28 protein-coding genes are annotated in these 25,669 nt (G+C 54.1%); 5 read left to right on the top strand and 23 right to left on the bottom strand.

Annotated elements, in window-relative coordinates:
* Positions 1-84: 84 nt before the first annotated feature.
* Positions 85-456 carry a hypothetical protein gene (locus EDD73_RS15080; RefSeq protein ID WP_207668832.1) on the bottom strand — a complete coding sequence of 124 codons (372 nt, stop codon included), beginning with the start codon at positions 454-456 and terminating at the stop codon, positions 85-87.
* 451 nt (positions 457-907) lie between these two features.
* On the opposite strand from EDD73_RS15080, the gene EDD73_RS07200 reads away from it, so the two are divergent.
* Positions 908-1,453: a hypothetical protein gene (locus EDD73_RS07200; RefSeq protein ID WP_131919113.1), complete on the top strand. Its 546-nt coding sequence runs from the start codon at positions 908-910 to the stop codon at positions 1,451-1,453.
* A 100-nt stretch (positions 1,454-1,553) separates the two neighbouring features.
* Here the strand turns inward: EDD73_RS07200 and EDD73_RS07195 are convergent, their stop codons facing one another.
* The 3 genes from EDD73_RS07195 to EDD73_RS07185 all read right to left on the bottom strand — a co-directional run bounded on the left by EDD73_RS07195 (position 1,554) and on the right by EDD73_RS07185 (position 5,623).
* On the bottom strand, positions 1,554-2,939 hold the full coding sequence (locus EDD73_RS07195) for a phosphohexomutase domain-containing protein (RefSeq protein ID WP_131919112.1): 1,386 nt from the start codon (positions 2,937-2,939) through the stop codon (positions 1,554-1,556).
* Positions 2,940-3,066: 127 nt separating this feature from the next.
* Entirely contained in the window at positions 3,067-4,467 is a 1,401-nt protein-coding gene (locus EDD73_RS07190; RefSeq protein WP_165876371.1) for an MFS transporter, read from the bottom strand.
* Between the two features lie 88 nt (positions 4,468-4,555).
* The gene (locus EDD73_RS07185) at positions 4,556-5,623 is read right to left on the bottom strand and encodes a polysaccharide deacetylase family protein (RefSeq protein WP_131919110.1); all 1,068 of its coding nucleotides are present in this window, start codon (positions 5,621-5,623) and stop codon (positions 4,556-4,558) included.
* Between the two features lie 137 nt (positions 5,624-5,760).
* On the opposite strand from EDD73_RS07185, the gene EDD73_RS07180 reads away from it, so the two are divergent.
* From EDD73_RS07180 to EDD73_RS07170, 3 genes are all read left to right on the top strand, one after another.
* Entirely contained in the window at positions 5,761-6,687 is a 927-nt protein-coding gene (locus tag EDD73_RS07180) for a DNA-methyltransferase (RefSeq protein WP_131919109.1), read from the top strand.
* A 93-nt stretch (positions 6,688-6,780) separates the two neighbouring features.
* Positions 6,781-6,999 (top strand): hypothetical protein, encoded by a 219-nt coding sequence (locus EDD73_RS07175; protein ID WP_131919108.1) that lies wholly within the window; start codon positions 6,781-6,783, stop codon positions 6,997-6,999.
* 1 nt (position 7,000) lies between these two features.
* The gene (locus EDD73_RS07170; protein WP_131919107.1) at positions 7,001-7,318 is read left to right on the top strand and encodes a spore coat protein; all 318 of its coding nucleotides are present in this window, start codon (positions 7,001-7,003) and stop codon (positions 7,316-7,318) included.
* Positions 7,319-7,463: 145 nt separating this feature from the next.
* Here the strand turns inward: EDD73_RS07170 and EDD73_RS07165 are convergent, their stop codons facing one another.
* The 14 genes from EDD73_RS07165 to EDD73_RS07100 all read right to left on the bottom strand — a co-directional run bounded on the left by EDD73_RS07165 (position 7,464) and on the right by EDD73_RS07100 (position 18,209).
* On the bottom strand, positions 7,464-7,796 hold the full coding sequence (locus EDD73_RS07165; protein ID WP_131919106.1) for an arsenate reductase family protein: 333 nt from the start codon (positions 7,794-7,796) through the stop codon (positions 7,464-7,466).
* Positions 7,797-7,808: 12 nt separating this feature from the next.
* Complete coding sequence (gene mnmL, locus EDD73_RS07160; RefSeq protein WP_131919105.1) at positions 7,809-8,732, bottom strand: tRNA modification radical SAM protein MnmL/YtqA; 924 nt, start codon at positions 8,730-8,732, stop codon at positions 7,809-7,811.
* Positions 8,729-9,256, bottom strand: coding sequence for a nucleoside recognition domain-containing protein (locus tag EDD73_RS07155; RefSeq protein ID WP_165876370.1), 528 nt, complete (start codon positions 9,254-9,256; stop codon positions 8,729-8,731). Before EDD73_RS07155 ends, mnmL begins: the two co-directional genes overlap by 4 nt.
* Positions 9,257-9,310: 54 nt before the next feature.
* A complete protein-coding gene (locus EDD73_RS07150) occupies positions 9,311-9,841 on the bottom strand; it encodes a nucleoside recognition domain-containing protein (RefSeq protein ID WP_131919103.1) in 531 nt (176 codons plus the stop codon).
* Between the two features lie 183 nt (positions 9,842-10,024).
* The gene (gene hisIE / locus EDD73_RS07145) at positions 10,025-10,720 is read right to left on the bottom strand and encodes a bifunctional phosphoribosyl-AMP cyclohydrolase/phosphoribosyl-ATP diphosphatase HisIE (RefSeq protein WP_131919102.1); all 696 of its coding nucleotides are present in this window, start codon (positions 10,718-10,720) and stop codon (positions 10,025-10,027) included.
* Positions 10,705-11,502, bottom strand: coding sequence for an imidazole glycerol phosphate synthase subunit HisF (gene hisF, locus EDD73_RS07140; RefSeq protein WP_131919101.1), 798 nt, complete (start codon positions 11,500-11,502; stop codon positions 10,705-10,707). The genes hisIE and hisF overlap by 16 nt, the downstream gene beginning before the upstream one ends.
* Before the next feature lie 29 nt (positions 11,503-11,531).
* Positions 11,532-12,257: a 1-(5-phosphoribosyl)-5-[(5-phosphoribosylamino)methylideneamino]imidazole-4-carboxamide isomerase gene (gene hisA, locus EDD73_RS07135; RefSeq protein WP_131919100.1), complete on the bottom strand. Its 726-nt coding sequence runs from the start codon at positions 12,255-12,257 to the stop codon at positions 11,532-11,534.
* Positions 12,251-12,862, bottom strand: coding sequence for an imidazole glycerol phosphate synthase subunit HisH (gene hisH, locus EDD73_RS07130; RefSeq protein ID WP_131919099.1), 612 nt, complete (start codon positions 12,860-12,862; stop codon positions 12,251-12,253). The genes hisA and hisH overlap by 7 nt, the downstream gene beginning before the upstream one ends.
* A 1-nt stretch (position 12,863) precedes the next feature.
* Positions 12,864-13,490, bottom strand: a complete 627-nt coding sequence (gene hisB, locus EDD73_RS07125) for an imidazoleglycerol-phosphate dehydratase HisB (RefSeq protein WP_131919098.1) — start codon at positions 13,488-13,490, stop codon at positions 12,864-12,866.
* Complete coding sequence (gene hisC / locus EDD73_RS07120; protein ID WP_131919097.1) at positions 13,487-14,605, bottom strand: histidinol-phosphate transaminase; 1,119 nt, start codon at positions 14,603-14,605, stop codon at positions 13,487-13,489. The genes hisB and hisC overlap by 4 nt, the downstream gene beginning before the upstream one ends.
* Complete coding sequence (gene hisD / locus EDD73_RS07115) at positions 14,602-15,933, bottom strand: histidinol dehydrogenase (RefSeq protein ID WP_131919096.1); 1,332 nt, start codon at positions 15,931-15,933, stop codon at positions 14,602-14,604. The genes hisC and hisD overlap by 4 nt, the downstream gene beginning before the upstream one ends.
* A gap of 1 nt (position 15,934) precedes the next feature.
* A complete protein-coding gene (hisG, locus tag EDD73_RS07110) occupies positions 15,935-16,597 on the bottom strand; it encodes an ATP phosphoribosyltransferase (protein ID WP_131919145.1) in 663 nt (220 codons plus the stop codon).
* A 2-nt stretch (positions 16,598-16,599) separates the two neighbouring features.
* Complete coding sequence (gene hisZ / locus EDD73_RS07105; protein ID WP_131919095.1) at positions 16,600-17,784, bottom strand: ATP phosphoribosyltransferase regulatory subunit; 1,185 nt, start codon at positions 17,782-17,784, stop codon at positions 16,600-16,602.
* Positions 17,785-17,876: 92 nt separating this feature from the next.
* Positions 17,877-18,209, bottom strand: coding sequence for a YerC/YecD family TrpR-related protein (locus EDD73_RS07100; RefSeq protein WP_131919094.1), 333 nt, complete (start codon positions 18,207-18,209; stop codon positions 17,877-17,879).
* 119 nt (positions 18,210-18,328) lie between these two features.
* Between EDD73_RS07100 and EDD73_RS07095 the strand changes: the two genes are divergently transcribed.
* Complete coding sequence (locus EDD73_RS07095; RefSeq protein ID WP_207668831.1) at positions 18,329-18,547, top strand: twin-arginine translocase TatA/TatE family subunit; 219 nt, start codon at positions 18,329-18,331, stop codon at positions 18,545-18,547.
* Between the two features lie 56 nt (positions 18,548-18,603).
* On the opposite strand, the gene EDD73_RS07090 is transcribed toward EDD73_RS07095, so the two are convergent.
* From EDD73_RS07090 to EDD73_RS07070, 5 genes are read right to left on the bottom strand one after another with little or no spacing between them, the layout of a single operon-like run.
* Positions 18,604-20,439 carry a coiled-coil domain-containing protein gene (locus tag EDD73_RS07090; RefSeq protein ID WP_131919093.1) on the bottom strand — a complete coding sequence of 612 codons (1,836 nt, stop codon included), beginning with the start codon at positions 20,437-20,439 and terminating at the stop codon, positions 18,604-18,606.
* Positions 20,440-20,463: 24 nt separating this feature from the next.
* Positions 20,464-21,246 (bottom strand): NYN domain-containing protein, encoded by a 783-nt coding sequence (locus EDD73_RS07085; protein WP_243116828.1) that lies wholly within the window; start codon positions 21,244-21,246, stop codon positions 20,464-20,466.
* Complete coding sequence (locus EDD73_RS07080) at positions 21,243-21,422, bottom strand: hypothetical protein (RefSeq protein ID WP_131919092.1); 180 nt, start codon at positions 21,420-21,422, stop codon at positions 21,243-21,245. The genes EDD73_RS07085 and EDD73_RS07080 overlap by 4 nt, the downstream gene beginning before the upstream one ends.
* Entirely contained in the window at positions 21,419-24,265 is a 2,847-nt protein-coding gene (locus EDD73_RS07075) for a DEAD/DEAH box helicase (protein WP_165876369.1), read from the bottom strand. Before EDD73_RS07075 ends, EDD73_RS07080 begins: the two co-directional genes overlap by 4 nt.
* Positions 24,265-25,494 (bottom strand): hypothetical protein, encoded by a 1,230-nt coding sequence (locus EDD73_RS07070; RefSeq protein ID WP_131919090.1) that lies wholly within the window; start codon positions 25,492-25,494, stop codon positions 24,265-24,267. The genes EDD73_RS07075 and EDD73_RS07070 overlap by 1 nt, the downstream gene beginning before the upstream one ends.
* Positions 25,495-25,669: the final 175 nt, after the last annotated feature.

Raw genomic sequence — 25,669 nt, 5'->3', positions numbered from 1 at the left:
AAGACGCGATCGCTTGCTTGATCAATCCGCGTCAGATTGAACTTCATCTTGTCGTTTTGATTCAAATTGACGATCCTCACTCACCTAAACCTTGTCCGCCTCCGCCCTGTCCGCCTCCGCCCTGTCCGCCTCCGCCCTGTCCGCCTCCGCCCTGTCCGCCTCCGCCACCCTGTCCGCCCCCGCCACCCTGTCCGCCTCCGCCACCCTGTCCGCCTCCGCCACCCTGTCCGCCTCCGCCGCCCTGTCCGCCTCCGCCACCCTGTCCGCCTCCTCACCCACCTCACCCGCCTCATCCACCTCGCCCACCTCGCCCACCTCGTCCACCGCATCCACCGCATCCGCCGCATCCGCCGCATCCGCCGCATCCACCACATCCGCCGCATCCGCCGCATCCGCCGCATCCACCGCATCCACCGCATCCGTCTTACCCACCGACCTCACCTTATCCACCGTCACCCTACTCATCCTATTCGCCGCAGTCTACCTATCCATCCCCATCAACCTATCCGCCGTACCCATCTCAATCACCTTATCAACCTCCCTATTCGCCACAACGCTTAAAGCACGCTAACCGCTCCAATCGCTCTTCTTCACCACCAAATGATGTAACTCCGATCAACGCTTCCGCTTCCGTCACTTGCCCCGACTGTTACCCCATCCTTATCGGTTATCATTCCGTTGCCGTTGTTGCATCGCCCAAGAAAAGTTTCAAGAAAAAGAGAAAACAGTAATAAAAAAGATTGCTCTTTATTCGTATCCTCAACGGATTGATAAAGAGCAATCTTTTTTCGTGAACTGAAACGTCTTAATCGCGTAATCATTAGCTGGAACCAATTACCAATTTTACCCATACCATGTGGTAGGTACAGCGCAGTGCCGTACCAAATTCGAAAGGAGTCTGATTTTCATGTCTCAAAACGGTTTCGCCTATCACGCCCAAAACAACTGTTGCTCCACCTCCGAGCCCTTTCCCTGCCCAAGAAGCACCGTTCTCTATCCTGCACCGGGTCAACCGGTAACCTTCCCCGACATTGCCAGCCCCAGCAATACGGCACAGTTTACGGTGATGGAGAACTTGGTTCTCCCCGGTGGTTTTCCGGATATCCACAACCTCGAACCGATTATTACCCCACCGGAAGTCAGAATTAATCAGCAACTCGTAATCCGTACACCGCAAACTACTTCCGTTGATGGTACCGTTTTTACCGGTCGTAAACTCGCTGTGGAAGGTCATCTCTGCCAAATGGTCCAATACACCACATGCCATACCGGCGCAAAACATGGCGTTCCCTTTGTCTTCCCCTTCAGCGCTTATATTCCCTTGCCTACCAATACGAACCTCAATCAAACTTTCCAAGTCAATGCTTTTGTTGAATTCGTTGCGATCACAGCCACATCTCCCCGCACTTTGTTTAAGAACGTAATCATCTTCCTCTGGGCTGTTCCGTTGTAATCAGGAAATCCGCTCCTCCCCTTTTACCCGGAAATAATCAAAGCACCTCCTACGATAGATTTTCTATCGTAAGAGGTGCCTTTTTTACATAGTTAGCAAACTACCCTTCGATCACCTTAAGAATTTCCGCCGTTTTCTCGGCCAGCAGCGCCGCATCGCCACGGCTTTCCACGTTGAGACGCATGACCGGCTCCGTGTTGGACGAGCGCAAGTTAAAGCGCCACTCGGCAAAGTCGACACTCAGCCCGTCCGTGCGATCCACAACGGCCGGCGGCTGCGCATAGCGCTCTTCGATCCGCGCCAGCACGGCCTTGGCATCATCCACTTTGCGGTTAATTTCGCCGCTGCAGGGGAACCGGTTGATCCGTTCTTCTACCAGCGCCGAAAGGGGTTTGCCGGTAATGCTCAACGACTCAATGACCAAGAGCCAGGGAATCATGCCGCTGTCGCAGTAGGCAAAATCGCGGAAGTAATGGTGCGCCGACATCTCACCGCCATAAACGGCATCTTCTTGACGCATGCGCTCTTTGATAAAAGCGTGACCGCTTTTGCACTGTACTGTGATGCCACCGGCCGCTTCTACCATCTCTTGGGTGTTCCAGGTAAGGCGTGGATCATGAATGATCTTGGCGCCGGGGTGCTTACGCAGAAATGCTTCCGCCAGCAAACCAACCAGATAATAGCCTTCAATGAATTCGCCTTTTTCATCAAAGAAGAAGCAACGGTCAAAGTCGCCATCCCAGGCAATACCCAGATCGGCACCGGTTTCGCGTACAACCCGAGCTGTAGCTTCACGGTTTTCGATCAGAATCGGGTTCGGGATGCCATTCGGGAAAGTGCCATCGGGCTCGTGATTGACACGAATCCATTCCAAGGGCAGATGCGGTGCAATCGCGTCGATAACCGGCCCGGCGCAGCCGTTGCCGGCGTTAACGACCACTTTCAGCGGACGCAGCGTTGCAAGATCGACATAGGTCAGCAAATGCTCAATGTACGGCGCCATAATATCTTTTTCCTGGCGATGACCGCGGGGGCAGCCATTCCGTTCGATGCGATAATCTTGGATCACCAGTTCCTCCAGATCTTTTAAGCCGGTATCGGCACTGATCGGCTGGGAACCTTCTTTGACCAGTTTTAAACCGTTGTAGTCTTGCGGGTTATGGCTGGCGGTGATCATGATGCCACCGTCTGTTCCCAAGTGCGCTGTGGCAAAGTAGACTTGTTCAGTGCCGCACAGCCCGATATCGATGACATCGCAGCCGGCATCCATCAAGCCTTCACTGAGCGCTGCTGCTAAGCTGGCACTGGAAAGGCGAATATCACGTCCGACCACAACCCGACTGGCACCAAAATGATGCACATAGGCGTGACCAAGACGGTAGGCTACCGCTTCATTCAGTTCTTCCGGGACACGGCCTCGAATGTCATAGGCCTTGAAAGCGCGGCGAACGGCCGCCGGTTCAATCGCTCCGTAATTGTTCCCCATCGGAAAGTTCCCTCCATTTTGCTCTTGAACTCTGCTTTTGCTCCGTATAACTAGTTGTCTCCTTCCCTATTCGCCATGACCTGGCGCCTTCCTGCTCTTTCCACTATTTTTAACAGAGTAATTCTGGTCATCCCTTACTCTGGCCAGAACGCCGCAGCAAGGTGGACACCAATACCAAGCCGGTAGCGGCTACAATCATCTGCAACACAAAGATATGGGCAAAGCCATCGCGCATCGCGCCCCAGTCAGCGGCGGCGGTCAACATCGCCCCCATCGCCACCGGCCCTAAGGTATTGCCAAAGGAACGAATTACCGTCATTACCGCCAGACCACTGGACACCGCTTGGGCTCCCACTTCTTCAATCACCAGCAAGTTCAACGGTGAACCCATGACCAGCCCCATCCCGCTGCCGAGAAAAAGCAACCCGATCACCAAGGTGGCCAAGCCAATCATGCCCACATCGCCCGGTCCCGCCGTATGCTCAACGAGCAATGTCAAAAGAGTTGACCCAAAAAAGGAAGCCGTCAAACCAAGTAAGATGACCCGAACAGCGCCAAAGCGATCTGCCATCGCACCGCCCAGGGGCGAAGTGATCACACTGGCTAAGGCCAGCAGCGCCACCATATAGGATGCCTTACCCGGCGGATAGCCCAGAACATATTCCACGTAAGCCGGTAAAAAAAGTACGGCCATCATGATCATGCCTGTTAAGGCCGCCGTGATGAAAACGGTCACGAGCCGGCGATTGCGAAAATAACTGAGATCAATGACCGGATCTTCCGCTTTTCGCTCCACCCGCAGGAACAACGGAAGTAAGGTTACGGCAATAAACAGGAAGCCGAGCACATCGGCACTGAAGAAAGCATCCACGCCCAGATGGCCCCGCGCTTGGGTAAGGGCCAGCATTAAGCTCAAAATGATGGAGCCTACCAGCAAGGAGCCGCGCCAGTCCATCTTTTTTTCTTCCCGTTCTTGTTCCATCGGCAAGCCAACGGCCAGGGCGATGACAACCAGGGCCGGGATCACATTGATCAAAAAAAGCCAGTTCCACGTGGCATATTGGACAATGATCCCGCCCAGGATCGGGCCCACAATCGAAGAGATCCCCCAAGTGGCGCCATAAAGCCCTAAGGCTTTACCACGCTGTTCTTTAGGAAAAGCCAAGCCGATTTCGGCAACAGCAATCGGTAAGATGCCACCGCCGCCCAAGGCTTGAACGGCGCGCCCCAGCAAAAGCACATAGAAGTTGCCTGCCAACGCACAGATCAAAGAACCAGCGGCAAATAAAGCCATCCCCATTTGGAATACCCGTCGCCGCCCATACTTGTCAGCGATTTTTGCCGTGATCGGCATGGCTACAGCGTATACCAACGTGTACACCGTAACGGCCCAAACGCCCCATTTCGGTGCGATATTAAAGTCACGAACGATCGTCGTCAAAGCCGGCCCCAGGATATTCTGATCCAGCGCGCCCAGAAAAGCACCTGTCAAATAGGTGATCACGATCCGCCATTGCCAACCGGACAACGTTTCTACCCTCTTTCTTTCATGATCCTGCCGCAGGCCCTTTTCGGCGCCGCCACAGGTGTACTGCCCTTGCAGGGGTAGTTCAGCATTATGGTTGCACGGCCGCTCGTTCTGCCTTTAGTTTGTGCACAAAACCGTCAAAACCATCGGACATAAAGACACCGGTCCGTTTTAAAGCCAGCCGATCGGCCCTGGCTCCATTGGCACCTTCGGTCATGGTCACAGCTAAGAGATAGCCGGCTTGCGTGGCCGCTTGTTTCGTCGCATCGCTGTGTTTTCCCCAGGGATAAGCCAGGGCGTAACCGGGAATGCCGGTGCGCCGTTCCAGCAGTTCTTTGGACTGGGCAAGATCACGGTAAATGCGCGCCGTCAATGCTTCGGTGCTTTCTTTTTCCCCGGTGGCCGGGTTGGTCTGAGCGTGAGCTAAGGCATATCCGCCGTCGTTAAAGCGATAGTGGCTGTCAAAGCTATGGGATTGGATATCGCCGAGACCGGACTGCACCATTTCCAGAATCTGCGGCCAACTCAATAACTCTTGGCGTTCCGGGCGAAAGGGCCCTGCTGACTCTTCAGCAATCCAATTGGCCACCACAAAAACAGTGAAGGGATAGCCGTATTCTTTGAGGATCGGATAGGCCAAGGCATAGTTCGATTCGTAGCCGTCATCAAAAGTGATCGCCACCGCTTTGCTTGGCAACGACGTCGACGCCCCTTGGGCATAGTAATCGGCCACCAGGCGCAAAGGGACCACGTGGTAATTGTTTTCCTTCAAGTAGGCCATCTGCTTGGCAAAATCATCAACAGTGACCACGGCATCGTTATTGGCGAAAAATCCTCGCTTCGTCACATGATGATACATCAAGATCGTTACCGGCCCACGGTCAACCGCTTCCTCAGCGCCCGCGGTATCCCGGGATGTTCCGTCCGCTTTGGCTGGCATCCCAGCGTTGGCCCCGCGCTGGGCTTGCTCCGACGCTCCGTCAACCCCGCTGCCTGGCATCGTCGCCGCCGAGGAGCCTTGACCGGCCCGCTTCGCCAAGCTCTCACCTTGGTTCGCTGTGCTATTCGTACTGTTGTTTCCCGGCGTACAACCGGTCAAAGTCAGGCTGAGCAACAAGCTCAGAACGATCGCCACGCGTTGAAAGGTTATTTTCATTGGTGAACTGCCTTTCCTGTGAGTTATCCCTACGATTATACCATTAATCGCCCGATCCTTTGACCTGCTTTAGCCCGATTCAACAGGATTTTATCGATTTCTCACGAATAGTTGACCATAGCGAAGGAGGTCTTTTCATGGCGAAACGCAATACTCCATCAGAACCGTTGGCACGTACCCATCCCTTGATGCGCAATTCCAACGCGCCCATGAACCGCACACTTTTTTTGGAACCGGAAGATTGGGAGCGTTATGCCCAGTTGCCCACCGTCGACACGTTACGTGCCCACGGACCGGTCGATAACACGATTTACGTCGGCGATGCCTTAGAGGGTTTGCGCCTCTTGCCCGATGCTTCCGTTGATTTGGTCTTTGCCGATCCGCCTTATTTTGGTCTGAAAAAAGATTTTGGCTATGGCACACGCAAAAACCCTTGGAAGACCCTTGAGGACTACATGACTTGGGCCGATGCTTGGATTCGCGAAGCCCGGCGCGTGCTCCTGCCGCACGGTGCCATTTACCTTTGCTGTGGTTGGGAATCGTCAGGGGCGATGCAAACGTTGTTATCCCATCATTTTATCGTTAAAAACCGTCTTACCTGGCGGCGGGAAAAAGGCCGCGGCGCAGCGCGTAACTGGAAAAATAATATGGAAGACATTTGGTATGCCGTGGTCGATGAAGAAGCTTATCTTTTTCATCTTAACGATGTTAAGATCAAAAAAGAGATCATTGCACCTTATACCAATGCGGAAGGCCAGCCCAAAGATTGGGTAGAAACCGATGAAGGTGAACGATTCCGCATGACCTGTCCGCCGAATATCTGGATAGACCTGACGGTGCCCTTTTGGTCCATGCCGGAAAATACGCCTCACCCTACGCAAAAGCCGGAAAAACTCGTCGAGCGCTGCCTCTTAGCCAGTTCCAATCCCGGCGGCGTCGTTGTTGATCCCTTTATGGGTTCGGGCACCACAGCCGCTGTGGCGGCGCGGCTTGGCCGCCGTTTTCTGGGCTTCGAAGTGTATGATGATTATGTGCGCCTGACCCTCAAGCGTCTGGAACGTTGATTTACATTCACTAGAATTGATTGGATTCATAACTTCCTCTGCTTCAGGGAATCAATAATCTTGATTCTACGATGTTGAGAGGAGAGTTCGGTTTTGCGCAAACTCACAGAAAGCGAAGTCCTGTCCATGCGGGAGCTTCTGCAAATGGAAACCAACACACTCATCCAAGCACGGGCGATGCAGTCACTGATTAACGACGACGAGTTGAGACGGCTGAACGAAGCGGCGATCTTACAAACCGAAGGAACGATCAAGTCCATGCAGCAATTTATCAACGAAAATAATATCATTGATGTTGGGCAGGTGAACTAAGATGCCAAGCTTATTAAGTGAGTTAATGGGTACAGCTACCGGTGTAAGTCAGATGAATGATCGAACCATCGCCAATCAAATGCTGGCCGGCTCCAAAGCGGTCGCCCAAGCTTATCTCACCGCCACCGTCGAATCGGCCACACCGGAAGTGCGGGCATTGTATACGAGCAATCTCAACAAAGCCTTAGCCGGTCATGCCATGCTCACCGAATTGGCCGTCAAACGCGAATGGTACCAACCTTATGAAATGCCGGAACAACAGCTTGTGCATACGTACCAACAAGCCGAATCGGTTGTCGAAAACCGAATGCAGTCCTAGCGGGTGCCTACCGGGCAGCCGCTGTTTTCACAGCAAAAAGGAGCAATGCCTACCTATTTTAGGAAGCATTGCTCCTTTTTATGTCTTGTGCAGCAACTGAACCATTCGCTTGTTTCAGGCCTTTGCTTAATTGTTAAGCCTTTGCTTAACTCCAGCCCTGCCATACGTCCGGGCAGTAACCGATGGTCGCTTTATTGCCGTTACGGACAATCGGCGTTTTGAACAGCAGCGGATGTAAGAGGAGCATCTCTTCCACATCGTGAACGAGATATTTTAAGTTTCGCTTGGCATATTCTTTGCCCTCTTTGTCGATCAGATTTTCCAGGCCCACGACGATCTTCACTTTATCCAGTTCACCTTTGCTCAGGCCGCGAATGTTCAAGTCGATCATCTGAAAAGCGATGCGCCGCTCCTTAAAGTAGCGCTCTGCTTTGCGTGTGTCTTGGCATTTTTTTGTACCAAAGATTTGAATGTTCATCGGATACCTCTTTTATTTCGCTTCTTTGCCTTGCCAGGTATCGAGCGCCGCCAAGCGCTGATCAATCCCTTGCAATACCCCCCACTTTCTGGTGATCCACTCCGGTGCCACGAGTAAATCACGGGGGGCATCGCCGGTAAGTCGCTGAATGACGATGTCCGGCGGCAAGATCGCCAGAATGCGAACCACCAGATCAACATAAGCATCGCACGTCAATAGTGGCCACGGCTGCGCCCTGTACATGGCCGCCAGCCTTGTGTCGCGCATAATATGGAGCGCATGCAATTTGATCCCTTGAATACCGGCCTGGGCAAGATATTGTCCTGTTGCCATCATCTCCGTTGCACTTTCGCCGGGCAAGCCCAAAATCATATGGGCGCAGGTGCGAATTCCCCGGGCTTGTAAGTTTGCCAGCGCCTGTTCAAAACAAGCGCGATCGTGGCCGCGGTTGATGACGGCCAAGGTCCGGTCATGGGCACTTTGCAGCCCTAATTCCACCCAAAGGTAGGTACGCTCGTTCAACGCTGCCAACAAATCAAGCACATCCGGCGGCAAGCAATCGGGGCGTGTGGCGATGGCCAAGCCGACGACACCGGGCTGTGCCAGCGCTTCTTCATAAAGGCCCTTGAGGTAGTCCACATCGCCATAGGTATTCGAAAAAGCTTGAAAATAAGCAATATGCAGGTTCGTCGACCACTTGCTCTTGAGTTTGGCCCCGATCTGGGCAAATTGCCGGCGAATCGACTCGGCCGGATCACCGGCGCAAGCGCCCGACCCTTGGGGACAACAAAAGATGCAACCGCCGGTACCTACCGTACCGTCACGGTTGGGACAAGTAAGGCCGGCATTTAAGGAAACTTTGACAACTTTTTGCCCAAAGTGCTTTCGAAGATGGTCGTTCCAACTGTGATAGCGTTTATCGCCCCACTGGTTCATGGGTGAAGCTCCTTTCGTGACACGGGGCCACTTGATTCCGTTGCGGCTGCCCATTGACGTTCGCTCTGCTCACGCTTGATTGGCGGCAAGTACCATGCCGCAAACGCTAAGGTCAAGACAATGGCCACGCCAAAACGCACGGCTTGAATCAGTAGATAATTAGCACCCAGGATGGTAAATAACAAGGGGTCCTCAATGGCCGCATGATTGATCGCCAGAAAAAACCCCACCACTGTCAACTGACGTTTGTTCAGTTTACCTTCCCGCGCTTCTTGTACAAGCACACCGGCGCCGTAAAGAATACCAAAAACCAAGCCAACAAGCAGCGGGATCGCCGCTTCTCCGGGCAAGCGAAAATAGCGCATCGCCGGTCCAAAAAAGCGTGCCCCGCGATCGACGATCTGCAGATCCCGGAGGATTTCCAGAAAGATGATGATCGGGATGAGGATCAAGGCCATTTTGCCAACTTGTTTGGCTGCTTCCATGAGGCTGATACCCAAGACAGCCGTAATATCGAAGGTCATCGCTGTTCTCCTTTGCTCTGTAGCCATTTTTTTTAGCATCACTTCATCGTCTGACTACAGGCCGGGCCAAAGCAGGTTCACCAGCAAGGCCAAGGCCATCCCCAAAAGGAGCCGCATCACCGTCAAGGTTACGCCAGGTGCGCCGGAACGGCTTAGTACTACGCCTTCCAACGGTAGTCCATGGGCGACGACAAGCATGATGCCAAAGATAGTCGCTTGTTTTACGGTCAAGTTCAGCGGTGTTGCTGCGCCGATAGCCCCATAGAGATTGGCCGTAAATCCCAGAAAAAGTCCCACTGACGCTTCACCAGGCAGGCCCATCCAGGCCAACAGGGGAGCACAAGCATGACCGATGGTGACCAGCCAACCGCTTTGATCGAGGATGCTAGTGAGCATGACGAGCGGCACCAGTACTTTGGATAAAGACCAGAGCGTTTGTAAGCTGCGCTGCCAACCGCGCCGCCATGTATCGAAGGTAACGCCGGCCGCTTTTTTTTCTTCCGGTGGCGTTGATGTTGCAGGCGATGATGTTGCTAGCGATGGTGCTGCCGGTATCGTTGACGATGCTGATTTTTTCGGCATCATGAAGTCAACCTTCTTTCGGCTTATACTAAGAGGCTATCGTTATTGTACGCCTGCCAAGGCCGACGTGGCAAGAAAACAACGAAGCCAGGGGCACCTGCGATGCAGGTGGACCCTGGCTTCATTCAAAAAGGTTATCGGTCAGCAAGATTACCCGTTAGCAAGGTTACCTACCGTCCAGCAAAATTAGCGGCGCTTCTCCAGTTCGGCGGCGATGGCATCAAGCTCAATGCCGTGATAACGGAGCAGCACGAGCAGGTGATAGATCAGATCGGATGCTTCATAGACGATCTCTTGGGCGTTATTGTTTTTCGATCCGATGATCGTCTCTGCCGCTTCTTCACCGACTTTTTTGAGAATCTTATCTTGTCCTTTAGTGAAAAGGTAGGTCGTATAGGAGCCTTCGGGCATTTCCTGTTGACGCGAAGCGATGACATCGGACAGATGACCCAGGATGGCACCGATGGCCCTGCCGGTGTTACCGGCTTGCGCCGGTGCAGGCGTTGCTTCTACGGCAAAGGGTTCCGCCGTCGCTCCCGGTGCTCGGAAACAAGAACGGGAGCCTTCATGGCAAGCGGCACCGATTTGTTCCACTTGAAACAGCAAGGTGTCTTGGTCACAGTCGACTTCTACCGCTTTGACGTGCTGGTAATGGCCTGATGTTTCCCCTTTGTGCCAGAGAGCCTTGCGACTGCGGCTGTAATAGTGCATCTGGCCGGTAGCGACGGTTTTTTCCAGGGACTCACGGTTCATGTAGGCGACCATCAAAACACGGCCCGTTTGATGATCTTGAACCACTGCAGGAATCAGGCCATGGGCGCCAAATTGTAAGCTGTCGATCGCCAGGTTCGCCAGCGTTGCTTGATTTATTTTTTCTGCCATCGCCGTACGGGCACCCCACATTTCTCTAGGTATTCTTTGGTTTCCCGGATCGTGTACTCTTTGTAATGAAAGATGGAAGCAGCCAGCGCGGCGTCGGCTTTGCCTTCGGTCAAGCCGGCGCGGATATGTTCGAGGTTGCCTACACCACCGGAAGCGATCACTGGGATGGTCACGGCTTCACTGACGGCGCGGGTCAAGGCGATGTCGTAACCGTCCTTGGTGCCGTCGCAGTCCATGCTGGTCAAGAGGATCTCACCGGCACCGAGCTTTTCGACTTCGCGTGCCCACGTAAGCACATCCATGCCGGTCGCTGTACGGCCGCCGTGGATGTAGACTTCCCAGGCGTCCTGCGTCGGATCGACCGTCCCGTCGGCATGGCGGCGCCGCCGGGCATCAATGGCGACGACGATGCACTGCGAGCCGAATTTCCAGGCACCGTCACTGATTAAACGCGGTGTCTGCACAGCCGATGTGTTCAGGGAGATCTTATCGGCGCCGGCTTTGAGCATGTCACGAATATCTTCGATGGTGCGCAGGCCGCCGCCAACAGTAAAGGGAATAAAGACTTCTTCTGCGGTATGGCGAACTACATCCAGCATAATCGCTCGGCCATCAGAAGAAGCCGTAATATCGAGAAATACCAGTTCGTCGGCACCTTCCTGATCATAGGTGGCCGCCAGTTCGACGGGATCGCCGGCGTCACGGAGATTGACAAAGTTCGTGCCTTTGACAACGCGTCCGCCATGGACGTCGAGGCAAGGAATGATGCGTTTTTTCAGCACCGCGGTCCCGCTCCTTTCGATGGTTAGGCTTATCCTTGGGCGACGCGAATCGCCTCGGCCAGGTTGATATCGCCGGTATAGATCGCCCGGCCCAGTACCGCCCCTTCGATGCCTTCACTGCTCAAAGCGGCACAAGCGCGAACGTCATCGATGGTGGCAAAACCGCCGGAAGCGATCACATGGAGTCCCGATTTGCGGGCCAGATCGGCCGTCGCCTTGAGGTTCGGTCCGGCCAAAGTGCCGTCTTTGGAAATGTCCGTATAGATGATGCGGCGGACGCCCCGTTTTTTCATGGCTACGGCCAATTCGACGGCCGTCACTTCCGAAACACCTTCCCAACCGTCTGTAGCCACCCAGCCGTCTTTGGCATCAATGCCGACAACGATGCGCTGGCCATATTCTTTACACGCGGCCGAAAGCAAATCGGGGTTTTTGATCGCTGCTGTGCCCAAGATCACCCGGGCAACACCCATGCGCAAGTATTGCTCGATCGTGCCCATGTCCCGGATGCCGCCACCAAGCTCACAAGCGACAGTAACGGCCGAAAGGATCGCTTGAATGGCTTCGCGGTTCTTGGGATGACCGTCAAAAGCGCCGTCCAGATCGACCAGATGGATCATCTGGGCACCCTGGGCTTGCCAGTAAAGGGCCTGCGCTACCGGGTCGTCGTTATAGACGGTCGCTTCGCTCATACGTCCTTGATAGAGGCGGACGCAGTTGCCTTCTTTGAGATCAATCGCCGGGAAAATTAGCATGCATGTACCTGCTTTCCAAAGTTTTCGAGGATCTTCAAGCCAAGGTCGCTGGATTTTTCGGGGTGGAACTGCGCACCGAAAACGTGCTCCCGCCCGGCGATGGCACAAAAATGTAAGCCATAATCGGCGGTGGCGATGATTAAGCCGGGGTCAGCGGGATCGACGTAGTAGGAGTGCACAAAGTAAAACTCAGCACCGTCAGAAATGCCGTCCATAAAGGGATTGGCCTGACGGATGGTCAAGGCGTTCCAGCCCATGTGCGGTACTTTCAGGCCTGGTGGCAGACGGCGCACTTGGCCGGGAAAGATACCAAGTCCTTGAAAGTTTCCCCCCTCTTCGCTGGCTTCAAACATGAGTTGGAAACCTAGGCAAATACCGAGAAAAGGTTTGCCGGCAGCGACTACTTCCTGGATGGGTTCGATCATCCCGGAAGTGCGCAGGTTATTCATGGCATCGGCAAACGCGCCGACACCTGGCAAGATCACGCCCGGTGCTTGCCGTACCTGTTCCGGATCAGCGGTGATCACGCTGGCGTAACCGGCTTTTTCCAAACCCTTTTGCACACTGCGTAGGTTCCCCATGCCGTAATCGATGATGGCGATCATCTTATAACACTCCCTTGGTCGATGGAATCCGCTCGCCTTCACGGGGATCAATGGTGATGGCCTCCCGTAAAGCGCGGGCAAAGGCTTTGAAGGTAGCTTCTACGATGTGATGACCATTGCCGCTTTCGATCAGGTGGGCGTGCATGTTGATGCCCGCTTGGTTCGTCAGGGCCCGGAAAAATTCTTGTACTAGTTCCGTTTCGAGTTGGCCGATGCGCTCCACCGGGATGGGCACATGCCAGACGAGATAAGGACGTCCGCTTAGATCCAGACAAACACGGACGAGCGTTTCATCCATCGGTAAGTAAGCATGGCCGTAACGATGGATGCCTTTTTTATCACCCCAAGCCTTGGCCAGCGCGTGACCGAGGCAGATGCCCAGATCTTCGATCGTGTGGTGACCGTCAATTTCCAAGTCGCCCTGGCAGGTGAGATCTAAATCGATGCGGCTGTGCCGGCAAAAGAGGGTCAGCATGTGGTCGAAAAAGCCGATCCCACAAGTGCCTTGATAGCGTCCTTCGCCATCGAGGTTCACCGTCAGCGCAATCTGTGTCTCCGCCGTCCGTCGCTCATAGGTGCTCTGGCGCGCTGTTGTTGCTGCGACCGCTGGAGGTAGGTGGACGGTCATAGGCTCCACCCTCCTGTTGGATCTTGCATCGCCTGTAAGGCCGCGATCAACCGGGCATTTTCCGCAGGTTGTCCGACGGTAATGCGCAGGGTGCCATCCAAGCTGGGGCTGCCGCCAAACTTACGCACCAGCACGGCCGCATTCAGCAAGCCTTCATAAATCTTGGCGCTTCGTTGGGCTGCTTCTACCGGTGTGCCGGGCAGGCGTACAAAGACATAGTTGGCATCGGTCCGGAAGACTCGCCAGTCAAAGCGCTCTAGTGCCGCGAGCAGATGGGCGCGCTCCGCCAGCACTGCTTGAACCTGCTCTTGGAACAAGTTCGCCTTTTGGAGCGCCACGATGGCTGCCGTTTGGGAAAAGGTGTTGACGTTAAAGGGCTGGCGCACTTTATGAATTTCCTGAATCAAACTGCGTGAAGCAACGGTGTAGCCCACGCGCAGTCCCGCTAAGCCAAAGGCTTTGGAAAAGGTGCGCATCACGACCAAGTTGGGGAACTCATCAAGCCGGGGCAAAAGCGTTTCCTGGGCAAATTCATAGTATGCTTCATCAAGGATAACGATTTTATCGGTACCACGCAAAACGGCTTCGATATCTTCTACGGGGAAAAGATTGCCCGTGGGGTTATTGGGGTTGCAGATGATCACCAAGCGCGTCTCAGGACGCCCGGCCGCTTCCAGCAAACCTGGTACATCGAGGGCAAAGGTGTCGCCGATTTCTTTAAGCGGCACGTCGATGACTTTGCCGCCCATGTAGCGCGTGGCCATGCCGTACATCACAAAAGTCGGATTGGCGATGACTGTCGCTAATCCGGGGCCGCCAAAGGTTAAGAGCATTAACTGGATCGCTTCATCGGAGCCATTGCTGACCAGAATCTCATCAACATGGCGCCCTGTATAAGCGGCAATGGCGCTGCGCAGTTCTCGGGCTTCGCCGTCGGGATAACGGGTTAAGGGGCTCTCCGCCAAGGTGGCTTGCAGTTGGGCCGTAAACGGTGCCGGCCAGGGGTAAGGGTTTTCATTGGCATCCAGTTTGGCGCCGTCAGGATATACTTTGGCTTGGTAGGGTACGATGTCGCGGATGTCGGCGCGTACCCACTGTAAGGGGCCTTGGCTCATGGTTGACTTCCTTTCTCGGTCGGGCTGAGGCGCAGAGCGATTGCATGGGCATGGGCGTCGAGCCCTTCGGTTTGGGCCAACGCCAAAATGTCCGGCGCCGCTTGGACAAAGCGCGCACGGGAATAAGCGATGACGCTGGTTTTTTTCATGAAGGTGTCAATGTTCAGCGGCGAATAAAAGCGCGCTGTGCCACCGGTCGGTAGAACATGGTTAGGGCCAGCGTAATAGTCACCGACTGGTTCCGGCGAATAGGGACCTAAGAAAATCGCACCGGCTTGTTGTAATGAGCCTAACCATTGGAAGGGCTCATCGGTCAGCACTTCCAGGTGTTCCGGTGCAAAACGGTTGGCCACTTCGCAAGCCGTGAGCAAACTGTCCACGATGATGATCGCACCGTTGTCGCGCAGCGCTTGTTCCATGATTTCCCGGCGTGGCAACCGGCTCATCTGCTCCAAGATCGCTTTTTTTACGGCTGTCGCCAAAGCCGCTGACGGTGTGACGAGCACGGCGGCAGCGCGCACATCATGCTCCACTTGGGAAAGAAAATCAGCCGCCACATAATCGGACGATGCGTTCTCATCGGCAATGACGAGGATCTCCGATGGTCCGGCGAGCATATCAATGTCGACGGTGCCATAGACTTGCTTTTTGGCCAAGGTCACATAAATGTTGCCGGGGCCGGTGATTTTATCGACTGCCGGCAAGCCCACACCGTGAGCCAAGGCGGCTACCGCTTGGGCGCCGCCCATGCGATAGATTTCGTCAACGCCGGCTTCGGCTGCTGCCACCAATGTATAGGGGTTAATGGAGCCGTCTTTCCCGGGTGGCGTAGCCATGACGATTTGCGGTACACCGGCCACCTTCGCCGGAATAGCGTTCATCAACACCGAGGAAGGATAGGAAGCGAGGCCGCCGGGCACGTAGATGCCGACCCGTTCCAGCGGGCGAATCAACTGACCGAGGATCGTACCGTCAGCTTCCGGTTCCAGCCAGGACGGGCGCATTTGTTTTTCATGAAAACGGCGGATGTTCTCAGCAGCCCGGCGCAGGGCCGCCAGCACCTCGGGATCAACTTGCTGATAGGCTTCGGCGATCGCTTCTGCAGAAACACGAAAATTCTCTTCGGTAATCCGGGCGCCGTCAAAGCGCTCCGTATAGGCAAAAAGCGCCGGGACACCTTCGGTACGCACACGTTCAATTACTTCCTGCACACGGGCAGCCACGTCCTGGTCGTCAAGACCTTTTTTGGCCAAAAAGGCTTCCGCTTCCGCCGACGGATAGGCGAAGGTGCGTACCAGCCGATCTTCCTGATCGTTGAGATTCCCCATCTCAGTAGCGCACCTCCTTGTCTTTGACAAGTTGGCGCACTTTCTCCACCAGCGGTTGGATACGCTGGTGTTTTAGTCGGTAAGACACGCGGTTGGCCACTAACCGGGCGGTGGCATTAAAGATCTCTTCCACGGCCACGAGATTGTTTTCGCGCAGCGTCCGTCCGGTCGAGACAATATCGACAATCATATCGGCCAAGCCGACCATCGGGGCCAGTTCGATATTGCCATGGAGCTTGATGATTTCCACTTGCATGCCCTTTTCCCGGAAAAAGGCATCGGCCACTTCCGGAAATTTGGTAGCCACACGGCGATGGTTAAATTGGCTCAAGTCGCGACCACGCGCTGCTTCTTCCGGCAAGGCCACGACAAAACGGCAAAAACCGAATTTGAGGTCTACCAGTTCCATAATGTCTTTGTCTTGCTCGACGATCGTATCTTTACCAACAACACCGATGTCGGCCGCGCCGTATTCCACAAAGGTGGGGATATCGGTAGGACGGCAGATGATATATTTGAGCCGCTCCGCTTCATGGTGGAACATGAGCTTGCGGCTGTCTTCTTTAAGCCCGTAGGTGGAAAGGCCGGCTTCGGCCAGCAAATCGATGGCTTCATCATAAAGTTTGCCTTTGGGCAAGGCAATGGTTAAGGTGTCTTTCATCAGGCTCAACCTCCTTGGCGGCAGTATTGCACTTGGGTGATGCCACGCGTTTGGGCATACGCTTGCAACGAAGCTTCATCGCGGCCAAGCACGTCAATCTCGACCGACAGACCCTGCGAGCGCAGTTGGGTTGCTTTATTCAGCATGGCTGCTGTATCATCGCCGCCAATCAAGTAAACGGCAGAAGTGGCCCGTGCCGGCGGATTGGTCCGGGCCAAGGCCAGCAAAATGCGATCAAGGCCCAGGGCAAATCCCGTTGCCGGACAAGGGTAGCCAAGCTGGCCCAACAAGTTGTCATAGCGGCCGCCACCGCAGATGGGGAAACCAAGGCCCACCGTATAGCCTTCAAAGACAATGCCCGTATAGTAGTCAAAGCCGCGCAAGACGCCCAGATCAAGGGCCACAAAGTCAGAAACGCCAAAGGAAGCGAGTGCCTGATAGACTTGCCGGAGGTTTTCCAAGCCTTGTCGCGCCCGGTCATTGACGCCGAGCCAGGCGGCTTGCTCCAGTACTTCGGCGCCGCCATGGAGCGTCGGCAGTTGCAAAATGCGATCGGCCGGAGCGCCGGTAATGCCGTAGCTGTTCAGCAGTTCTTCTAAGCTGACAAAATCTTTTTTGGCGACAAGCGTGCGGACTTTACTTTTTTGTTCTACCGTAAGCGGTAGTTCTTCCATTAAGCCGTTAAAGATCTCGATCTGGCCTAAGGAGATCTGAAAATCTTCCAAGCCCGACTGTTTGATCGCTTCCACGGCCAGGGCGATCACTTCGGCATCGGCCAAGGGGGTGGCCGCACCGATCATCTCCACACCGGCTTGGGCAATTTCCCGCTGCCGTCCTGCTTGCGGTTCTTCGTAACGAAAGACATTGGCAGCATAGCAAAGGCGCAGCGGCAAGGCAGCACCGCGCAGACGCGTGGCGACAACGCGGGCAATGGGCGTGGTCATCTCCGGCCGCAGAGCCAGAATTTTGCCCTGGCGGTCAAAAAGCTGGAAAAGATGATCGCGAATCTCTTCACCGGTGTCGATGGTGATCGCATCAAGGTATTCCAGGGTCGGTGTGATCACTTCTTGATAGCCCCAGGACGTAAACAAACCGGTGCAGCGACTTTCTAATTGGCGCTGATCGCAAGCTACGCCCGGCAGCAGATCGCGCATACCGGCGGGAATCTGCAAGCCATTACCTTCTTTCATGGTTCTCCCATCCTTACTCTTCTGTGCCTTCACACAGATTCTTTGCTTCGTTCTTCGTTCTTCGTTCAAAGGCCAAGCACTTCATTGCTTCATCATAGTGAAGCGTCAGCTTGCCTTAGGTTATCACGATCTTCAGGGACTGTCAATCGATGCAGGATCAGTTTATAGCCGTCTGCGCCATAGTGCAAAGCGCGCTTGACCCGGGAAATCGTCGCCGGACTGGCACCGGTCCGTTCGGCGATATGGGTATACGTACAATCGGCTTCGAGCATGCGCGCCACTTCCAGTCGCTGCCCCAGCGCTTTGAGTTCCGGTACGGTGCAAAGATCTTCAAAAAAACGGTAGCACTCTTCTTCGGTTTGCAAGAGCAAGATGGCTTGAAACAAGCGATCAAGCAGGGGATCTTTAAGCCGTGAAGGAGTCACCTGTTTATCACCTCGCGCTTGCTTTTATGGATGCAGAGTTGAGACTGCCCGGTATCAATGCTATAATTACGGCATACTTGGGGTTTGTCCACGGTTTAGGCAAATAAGGAGGAATCGGCTTGTATACGTTTGGGTTTATTACGAGCCCGTTGCAGTGGTTGTTGATTCTGGCGATCGTTTTGGTCATCTTTGGCGCCAAACGTCTGCCCGAGATTGGCCGCGGCCTCGGTCAAAGTATCCGTGAATTCAAAGAGGAAGTCAGTCCGGAGAAAACGCCCGGTGACAAGGCCAAGCAAGTGGAGGCCACCGTCATTAACGATGACAATCAAAAATCCTAGCCCTGCCCATGGTATCAAACGATCAGAAGCGGCTTCTTGGCAACAAGAGGCCGCTTTTATTTTTTCAAGCCTCGACCAAAACCTTGACGCAGAAACTGCATGGTTTTGTCCAGCAGCCCTTCACGATCGGCAGCGGCCATCGCTTCATCGTTAGCTTCTTCCTCGGCCAAGGCTTCTTTCGCCTCTTCGCCGGTAAGCAATTCGGCAGAGCGAATCTCACCGGAGAATCGTTGTTGTCGCTGCAGGAGGCGCAATTCTTCCCGCAAGCGTTTGATTTGTTCCGCATGATTCCGAGCTTGAATACGCCCTTGCTCTTGTGACGCCGCCAATTCTCGCTGCAAGGCCAATACGGTGGCTGCTGATTGTTTTTCCAGTCGATCTTTTAACCCTTTGATTTCACGGCGTAAGCGATCCATTTCTTCCTGGATCAGCAGATCATGGATCTCATCTAATAATCGCGCTTTTCCTACTACGATCTGGGCTTGGGCTTGATCGCCCGTAGGGAAGGTTACTTCTTCATCGCGCAACTGCAAGCGCCCGCGCAGTTCGAGATTTTCTTGTTCCAGCAAAAAAAGTACTTCCCCCAGATGCTCCCGCCGCTCATCGGCATGAGCCAGCGCTTCCGTAAGCTGCTTTTTTTCCGCTACCAGTTCGACTACGTTCAGTGCATTCAACTCATTGATGCGCGCCTGTAGCCGTTTGTTTTCGGCGGTCAATTTATCCCGTTCTTCTTCGAGCACCAGGTGGCGGAAGTCTTCCTTGCGGCGCGCTGCTCCCTGGCTGTTCTTCGCTTCGACCGGGTCGGAACTAAGCAGCGTTTGCTTGCGCGCTTCTTCCGCTTGCGCTTTTTCCAGCAGGAACAACTGTTCCGCCAAGGCTTTACGTCGTTCTTCACCGCGCGCCACCTGAGCTTGCAGTTCGGCGATCTGATCTTCCATATCGGCGAGACGCCGCGGATCGGCGGAAAGTTGTACCTTTTCCAGCGTTTTCGTAAGACGGCTGTTTTCGCGACGTAAGCGGCTTAACTCGGTAGCAAAGCGGGTGCGATCTTGTTGCGCTTGCTGAACGGCGACGGCTTTGGCCCGCTGGTGATCACGAGGGCCTTTCCAGGTACGCCAGCAGGTGGTAACAATGTGGCGCAAACTCGTTTCGAGATTTTCACTGACTTCATCAACCCACCAGTAGGCAAAAGGCCGGATCTCCGCACCGGGCTGAATTAAGATGCTATAGCTCTTGATCTGACGCAGCGCCGTCAAGACGGCGGGATCATCAAAGGCGAAGTAGGCATCATCGGCTTGTCCGATCATCAACAAAAAATCACCACCGGCACTTTGGGTTGCCTGCAGAGCACCGGCGATAGCGGCGGGGTCATTCATGTTGATTTTATGCCACTGGCAGGAAAAACGCCGGACTTTGGCTACGTAGTCGCTAATGGCAGCGATCGCCGGATGCTGCGGATCAATGAGCATCTGCAGGCGAACAGAAGCTTGTTCGGCAAGATTGGGCCAAGAGCGGCGCGGCCGCGGCCCGATCAGGCCCTGCTGGGCCAATTGCCGCGCCCGCTGCTGCCGTGACGGTATCTCCAACGGTTTCAAGGCGGTTACTTGCAGCCATTCGATGCGCTTACCGGCTTTGTGTGACGACCAGATCACGGGATAACCCGTAGCGATAAAGGAACGGCCGCGCTCCAAGGAGGCTAGATTTTCCGGGATCATCCAAAGCATGGTGCGCCCTTCGCGGTCAAGTACCGTCCAGAGTACCGCCTGCCCGACTGTATGGCGCTCAGTCCAAAGTTCGGCAAGAACTTGGCATTCCAATTCCCGCAACAAATCTTTGGTCGCTTTTTGTTCTGCACGGTTAACAGTGTCGAAAAAAGCGCGAACTGTTCGCATCATGCTCACCTACCATGGCTGCCTTTATTTTAACTTGATATAAAGGATCTTGCTGCCGGGATCTTTGGTCGTCGTGGCTTTGATTTCAAAGAGATCAACGGCACGAATCAATTCTCCGAGCTTTTTATAACCAAAGTTGCGCGAGTCAAACGATGGATACAGTTTGGTTAATTGATTGCCTAAGTTGGACAACCGTGCCCAACTGTCTTCGGAAGCGACGGCTTCATAGGCATCTTTCAAGAGCCGTACCAGTTCTTCATTATCCCGCGGATCATCATTGCCATTGAACAAGCGCGGTTTGGGCTTGGCAAAGTCGCTGTCACCGCTGTCGCTTGATTCCAGAATCTCCGTGTAGATAAATTTATCACATGCTTTTACGAACGCTTCCGGTGTTTTTTGCTCGCCAAAGCCAATCACAAACAATCCCGATTCACGGATGCGCGATGCCAGGCGTGTAAAATCGCTGTCACTGGAAACAATGCAAAAACCATCGATACTGCGGGTATAAAGCAAATCCATGGCATCGATGATCAACGCACTGTCGGTGGCATTTTTACCGGTCGTATAGGCAAATTGCTGGACCGGATGAATGGCGTGTTTGTGCAATTTGTCTTTCCAACTGGACATTTTGGAACTTGTCCAGTCACCATAGATCCGTTTGACATGGGCCGTGCCGTACTTGGTGATCTCTTTGATCATCGGTTCAATCAGCTTGGCACGTGAATTATCGCCGTCGATCAGTACAGCGAGGCGATCAGTTTTTCCTTGGTACTCTTTTTCCATGGGGCTCTCCTCTCGAATCATCATGACGGTTTTCGCGCCTCTCGATCATCCTTATCGGTTGCCCAACGCTGCTCTAACCGGTTAAGAATTTCTCGGTAATATTCACGCCAAGGCGTGTCCAGATGGGCCACCTTCGCTTCGAGCGGATCGGGCGCAGTTTTACGCTTCCGCGATCCTTTGGCCTGCGGGGACGAGGTCAATCGGCTCCCTCCTCTTGAATCCACTGGCGACGAAGAGCAAGCAGATCACGCAATTCCGAACCGGAAAGCTCCGTCAGCCATGCTTCACTGGCACCGACGATCTGATCGTTAAGCCCCTGCTTGCGTTCGATCATCTCATCGATGCGCTCTTCCAAGGTGCCAAGGGTAATCAATTTATGAACTTGTACAGGCCGGCTTTGGCCGATACGATAGGCTCGGTCGGTTGCTTGGTTCTCCACAGCGGGATTCCACCAGCGATCAAAATGAAAAACATGATTCGCTGCCGTCAAGTTGAGGCCGACGCCGCCGGCTTTCAGCGATAAGACCAGGACGCCGCTAACCAATTCTGTTTCATTTTGAAAGGCGGCAATTAATTGCTCGCGCTGTGCTCGCGGCGTGCCGCCATGCAGGAAAAAAACTTCTTCCTGTAGCTCTTCCGCCAAGGTCTGCCGAATGAGTTCACCGACTTCGACGAATTGCGTAAAGATCAAGCAGCGATCGCCTTCTTGGCGAAGTTCCACAACCATCTCCACTAAGCGGCTCAATTTGCCCGATCGCTCTGCCGCTGAACGGGAACCGCCGTCTTTCAAGAGAATCTGCGGATGATCACAAACTTGCTTTAGCCGGGTCAAGGTGCCCAAGATCAAACCGCGCCGGGCAATACCGCGGGTTTCTTCCAGTCGTTCGTTCAGATCGGCCAGGACCGTCTCGTAGAGCGATGCTTGTTCCGAAGTCAAATGCACATACTCCGGCATTTCTTGTTTGTTGGGCAGATCGAGTTCAATGGCCGGGTCCTGCTTGACCCGACGCAAGATAAAGGGGCGAACCCACTTCTGCACTTGCGCGATCGCTTCACTTTCACGGCGCCGCTCTACGGCTTGTGCAAAACGCCGCTGAAAACGGCTAAGGCTGCCCAAGTAGCCGGGATTAAGAAAATCCATGATCGACCAAAGTTCGGTCAGGCGGTTTTCCATAGGTGTGCCTGTCAAGGCGATGCGATGGCGTCCCGCTAAACGACGGGCGGCGGCAGCATGTTTGGTGTAGGTATTTTTGATGTTTTGGGCTTCATCTAAACATATGCTTGTCCAGGGCACTTTTACCCACTCCTCCTGATCCAGGTGGAGTAGCGTATAGGAGGTCAGCACGAGATCATAGTTGCTGACGGTAGCGGCAAAGGACTCTCCGCGGCAGCGCTGCGGGCCATAGTGCAAAAGCACCTTCAATTCCGGTGCAAAACGTTCCAGTTCTTTTTGCCAGTTACCCAGCACCGAAGTGGGGCAAACCAGCAGGGCCGGATGGTCTGGCTTTTCCTGTTCCTGAATGTAGAGAAGATAGGCAATCCACTGAATCGTTTTACCAAGTCCCATATCATCAGCCAGACAGCCGCCCAAGCCAAACTGGCGTAAAAAGAGCAGCCATGAGTAGCCGCGCTGTTGGTACGGACGTAATTCACCTTGAAAACCGGCCGGAACCGGCAAGAGCGGGATGCCTTCCTCACCGGTCAAGCGCCGTGTTAATGCTTCGAGCGGCTTGTCAAAGTCAAACTCGACCGGCAAAAGCTGCGCTTCATCGCCTGCCGATTCTTGTCCCTTCGGCTGCAAGTGCATCTGCAAAAGTTCGCCCAGACTCATACCGGCAGGTCGTTGCTGTGCCAGTGCCATAATTTGACGCATCCACGCCGGATCCAATTGGACCCACTTGCCGCGGATACGATAAAGGTGCCTTTTTTGTTGGGTTAGGCGGTTAAATTCTTCTTCACTGATCTCCACATCGCCGATGGCCAAGCGCCAGTCAAAGCGGATGATTTGATCAAGACCGAACAAACTTTCACCGCCGCCGGTACGAGTAGTTCGCGTGCTTACGCGCAGGGTCGGCGAAAGCCGGCGGATTTCTTCCCACCATTTCGGCAAAAACACCGTATAACCTGCTTGCAGGAGCCGGAGACTGCCCTCATTAAGAAATTCCCAGGCAGCAGCTTCATCAATCTGCCGGGGAAGATGACCGTAGGGCGCGGTGCTGTTGGGTAAGGCCAGGGTCGGAACCAAATGGCACCATCGTTCCGTATCGCGCCGGATGCGCTCTTCATCAGGAGCCCAAGCCAGCATCCACGGGTCACCAGGTGTCGGCGGCCAAGCCTGAATCTGCCCGGGATCGGTGCGATCTTGCAGGAGCACTTGCATCCCCCAGGGACCGTCGGTCTGTTCCGGCTCCAGCAGTTGCAAACAAGTGCGCAGCGGTGCAAGGTCGCGCAACCAGCCCATCGCCTCCAACCAGGTAGACTCATCGCCAAAAAGATCCTCTTCCTGGTCTCCCCGAGTCGAGAAAAGCGCCTCCACCGGCTGCCCGATGGATTCCGGCAATGGCTCACCGCGACGGAGTTCATCGAGACAACCGGTGAGCCAGCGGTTGAGCCCGGATGGATCAACGGGGCACGGTTCGTCTTCCGGCCAAGCTACCGTCCACCCTATTTTTCCCTTTTTCCAGGCCAGGTAATCGGGCTTCCACCACGCTTCCCGTAAGGCTCGGCGCAAGGCTTGGGCTTGTTCACGCCATAGTACCGGCTCAGGCTGCCATAGCCAGGTGATTGTGCCGATGCTCGTACGATCCAGCAGAAATTCCAGCGCAGTCAACGGTGAAAGCTCGATTCGCAGGCGATCACCTTCACGATGACCGGTGAGCGCAGTTCCATAGAAGCTCGGTGCATGCCAGGCAAAAAGCTGTTCAATCAAAAGGGGGATGGTTTCATCATGCCAGGAAAGCCCCTGCCCAGCGGCGATACGTACTTCCAAGGTAAATCCGGCATCGTGCTCTTGGAGGGTAAGGATGAGTTGCCGATCGCTCATCAGTTGATCAACTGTCCTTTCCGCATCTCTTCCTGTAACGCACGCAAGCGGGCAAAGCGCGTTGTCAAATGAACCAAGTACCGTTGCCATTGATCTTGCTTTTTTTGTTTGCGATAAAGGGTGCGTAATTTTTTCATCAGTTTGGTCGCTTCTTGATAAGCTTTGCGCTGTTTGAGACGAATCAAGCCGGCGATGGCTTGATGATAAATCGGTAGCAACAAATGAGGAGCGGCTTTTTCAACCATCTTCCACTGCCGGCGCTCCACATCGGCGGGATAGCAGCGTTTATGCAATTGCCATTCCACCCACTGCTCATACTGGCCCATGTGAAGGAGTTGTTCTTGATAATAATCGTCGCTCCAAGGCAGCCATTGCCGCAAGTATGCGAGATATTCATCATGCAAATCGTACTTATCAGCAAAGGTCTGCCAATACTGGCACAAGGTTACCGTTTCACCGACAAGCAGTGCTACAGGAAAAGCGCTTAACTGGCGCAGCCAGGTCAATGCCCGTACCCACTGCTCCCGTTGCATAAAGTCAGCTACATAAACAAGATAATCGGCGAGGTGCACTTGCTTGCCGGCTTCTACAGCCCTGCGTAACATAGCCCAGATCGCTTCATCTTTGTCTTCCTTGAGATAAAAATAAGTGATCGCCACCATGGCCCGCTGCTCAAAAACCGGTGCCCGATCAGCTCGCCGTAATTGTTCTTCCAGGAAGGCTACTTCGGCGGCTTCATCAAATACACCTGGCTCAAGGTTATCCCAAAGCAATCGGTAGATCAATGCCCAATCAAAAATGAACGGGTGTGCATCACTCCACAGGCGCTCATGAATCAACTGGCGGCTGCCTTGGGCTTGGGGATCATGGACGATGGCGGAATGTTCTTCGCATAACGCGGCGAATTCGCGAAACCAAGCATCTTCTAAGTAATGCATGGTCCAAGTTTGACTGCTACCGGCCCAAGCCGATTTTAATAACTCTTCCACTTTTTTCATCGCATAGAGCAGTCCTTGAAACTGGAACCATCGACGCGGTGCCGCTTCCCAATGGGCTGATTGCTGCGCAAGGGTATGTTGGTACCGCTGGATCAGTTCCATCATGGAACTGTAATGAAAATAAGCGCTGACCTGGGAGCTTGCTTGTTGGAAAGCTCGTACGATCATCGGCTGCCATGCTTCTACACTGTGCTGAAACGACTTGTGCTTTGCTTCGACTGTACTGCTCATGAACATATCATCGAGATTTCTCGCTCCTTTTTGTTGCGTTCCTATTGTACCATTTACTTGTAATTGAATCCAGCAGGAGCTGGATTCAATGCGAATTAATGCCCATTAAAAGCAGGAGACCATCTACCGAAAAGCGAATAGATTCCACAATATTTTGCATCCATTACACCCAAAT

The sequence above is a fragment of the Heliophilum fasciatum genome, from assembly GCF_004341395.1.
Taxonomy (GTDB): Bacteria; Bacillota; Desulfitobacteriia; order Heliobacteriales; family Heliobacteriaceae; genus Heliophilum; species Heliophilum fasciatum.
Note: the sequence above shows the minus strand (reverse complement) of the source record. Positions and strands in the feature narration are given on the sequence as shown.

Coding starts and splice junctions, on each gene's coding strand:
- EDD73_RS07200 (WP_131919113.1), top strand. CDS start 908: ATGTCTCAAAACGGTTTCGCCTATCACGCCCAAAACAACTGTTGCTCC.
- EDD73_RS07195 (WP_131919112.1), bottom strand. CDS start 2,939: ATGGGGAACAATTACGGAGCGATTGAACCGGCGGCCGTTCGCCGCGCT.
- EDD73_RS07185 (WP_131919110.1), bottom strand. CDS start 5,623: ATGAAAATAACCTTTCAACGCGTGGCGATCGTTCTGAGCTTGTTGCTC.
- EDD73_RS07180 (WP_131919109.1), top strand. CDS start 5,761: ATGGCGAAACGCAATACTCCATCAGAACCGTTGGCACGTACCCATCCC.
- EDD73_RS07170 (WP_131919107.1), top strand. CDS start 7,001: ATGCCAAGCTTATTAAGTGAGTTAATGGGTACAGCTACCGGTGTAAGT.
- EDD73_RS07165 (WP_131919106.1), bottom strand. CDS start 7,796: ATGAACATTCAAATCTTTGGTACAAAAAAATGCCAAGACACACGCAAA.
- mnmL (WP_131919105.1), bottom strand. CDS start 8,732: ATGAACCAGTGGGGCGATAAACGCTATCACAGTTGGAACGACCATCTT.
- EDD73_RS07155 (WP_165876370.1), bottom strand. CDS start 9,256: ATGACCTTCGATATTACGGCTGTCTTGGGTATCAGCCTCATGGAAGCA.
- EDD73_RS07150 (WP_131919103.1), bottom strand. CDS start 9,841: ATGATGCCGAAAAAATCAGCATCGTCAACGATACCGGCAGCACCATCG.
- hisIE (WP_131919102.1), bottom strand. CDS start 10,720: ATGGCAGAAAAAATAAATCAAGCAACGCTGGCGAACCTGGCGATCGAC.
- hisA (WP_131919100.1), bottom strand. CDS start 12,257: ATGCTAATTTTCCCGGCGATTGATCTCAAAGAAGGCAACTGCGTCCGC.
- hisH (WP_131919099.1), bottom strand. CDS start 12,862: ATGATCGCCATCATCGATTACGGCATGGGGAACCTACGCAGTGTGCAA.
- hisB (WP_131919098.1), bottom strand. CDS start 13,490: ATGACCGTCCACCTACCTCCAGCGGTCGCAGCAACAACAGCGCGCCAG.
- hisC (WP_131919097.1), bottom strand. CDS start 14,605: ATGAGCCAAGGCCCCTTACAGTGGGTACGCGCCGACATCCGCGACATC.
- hisD (WP_131919096.1), bottom strand. CDS start 15,933: ATGGGGAATCTCAACGATCAGGAAGATCGGCTGGTACGCACCTTCGCC.
- hisZ (WP_131919095.1), bottom strand. CDS start 17,784: ATGAAAGAAGGTAATGGCTTGCAGATTCCCGCCGGTATGCGCGATCTG.
- EDD73_RS07090 (WP_131919093.1), bottom strand. CDS start 20,439: ATGCGAACAGTTCGCGCTTTTTTCGACACTGTTAACCGTGCAGAACAA.
- EDD73_RS07085 (WP_243116828.1), bottom strand. CDS start 21,246: ATGATGATTCGAGAGGAGAGCCCCATGGAAAAAGAGTACCAAGGAAAA.
- EDD73_RS07075 (WP_165876369.1), bottom strand. CDS start 24,265: ATGAGCGATCGGCAACTCATCCTTACCCTCCAAGAGCACGATGCCGGA.
- EDD73_RS07070 (WP_131919090.1), bottom strand. CDS start 25,494: ATGAGCAGTACAGTCGAAGCAAAGCACAAGTCGTTTCAGCACAGTGTA.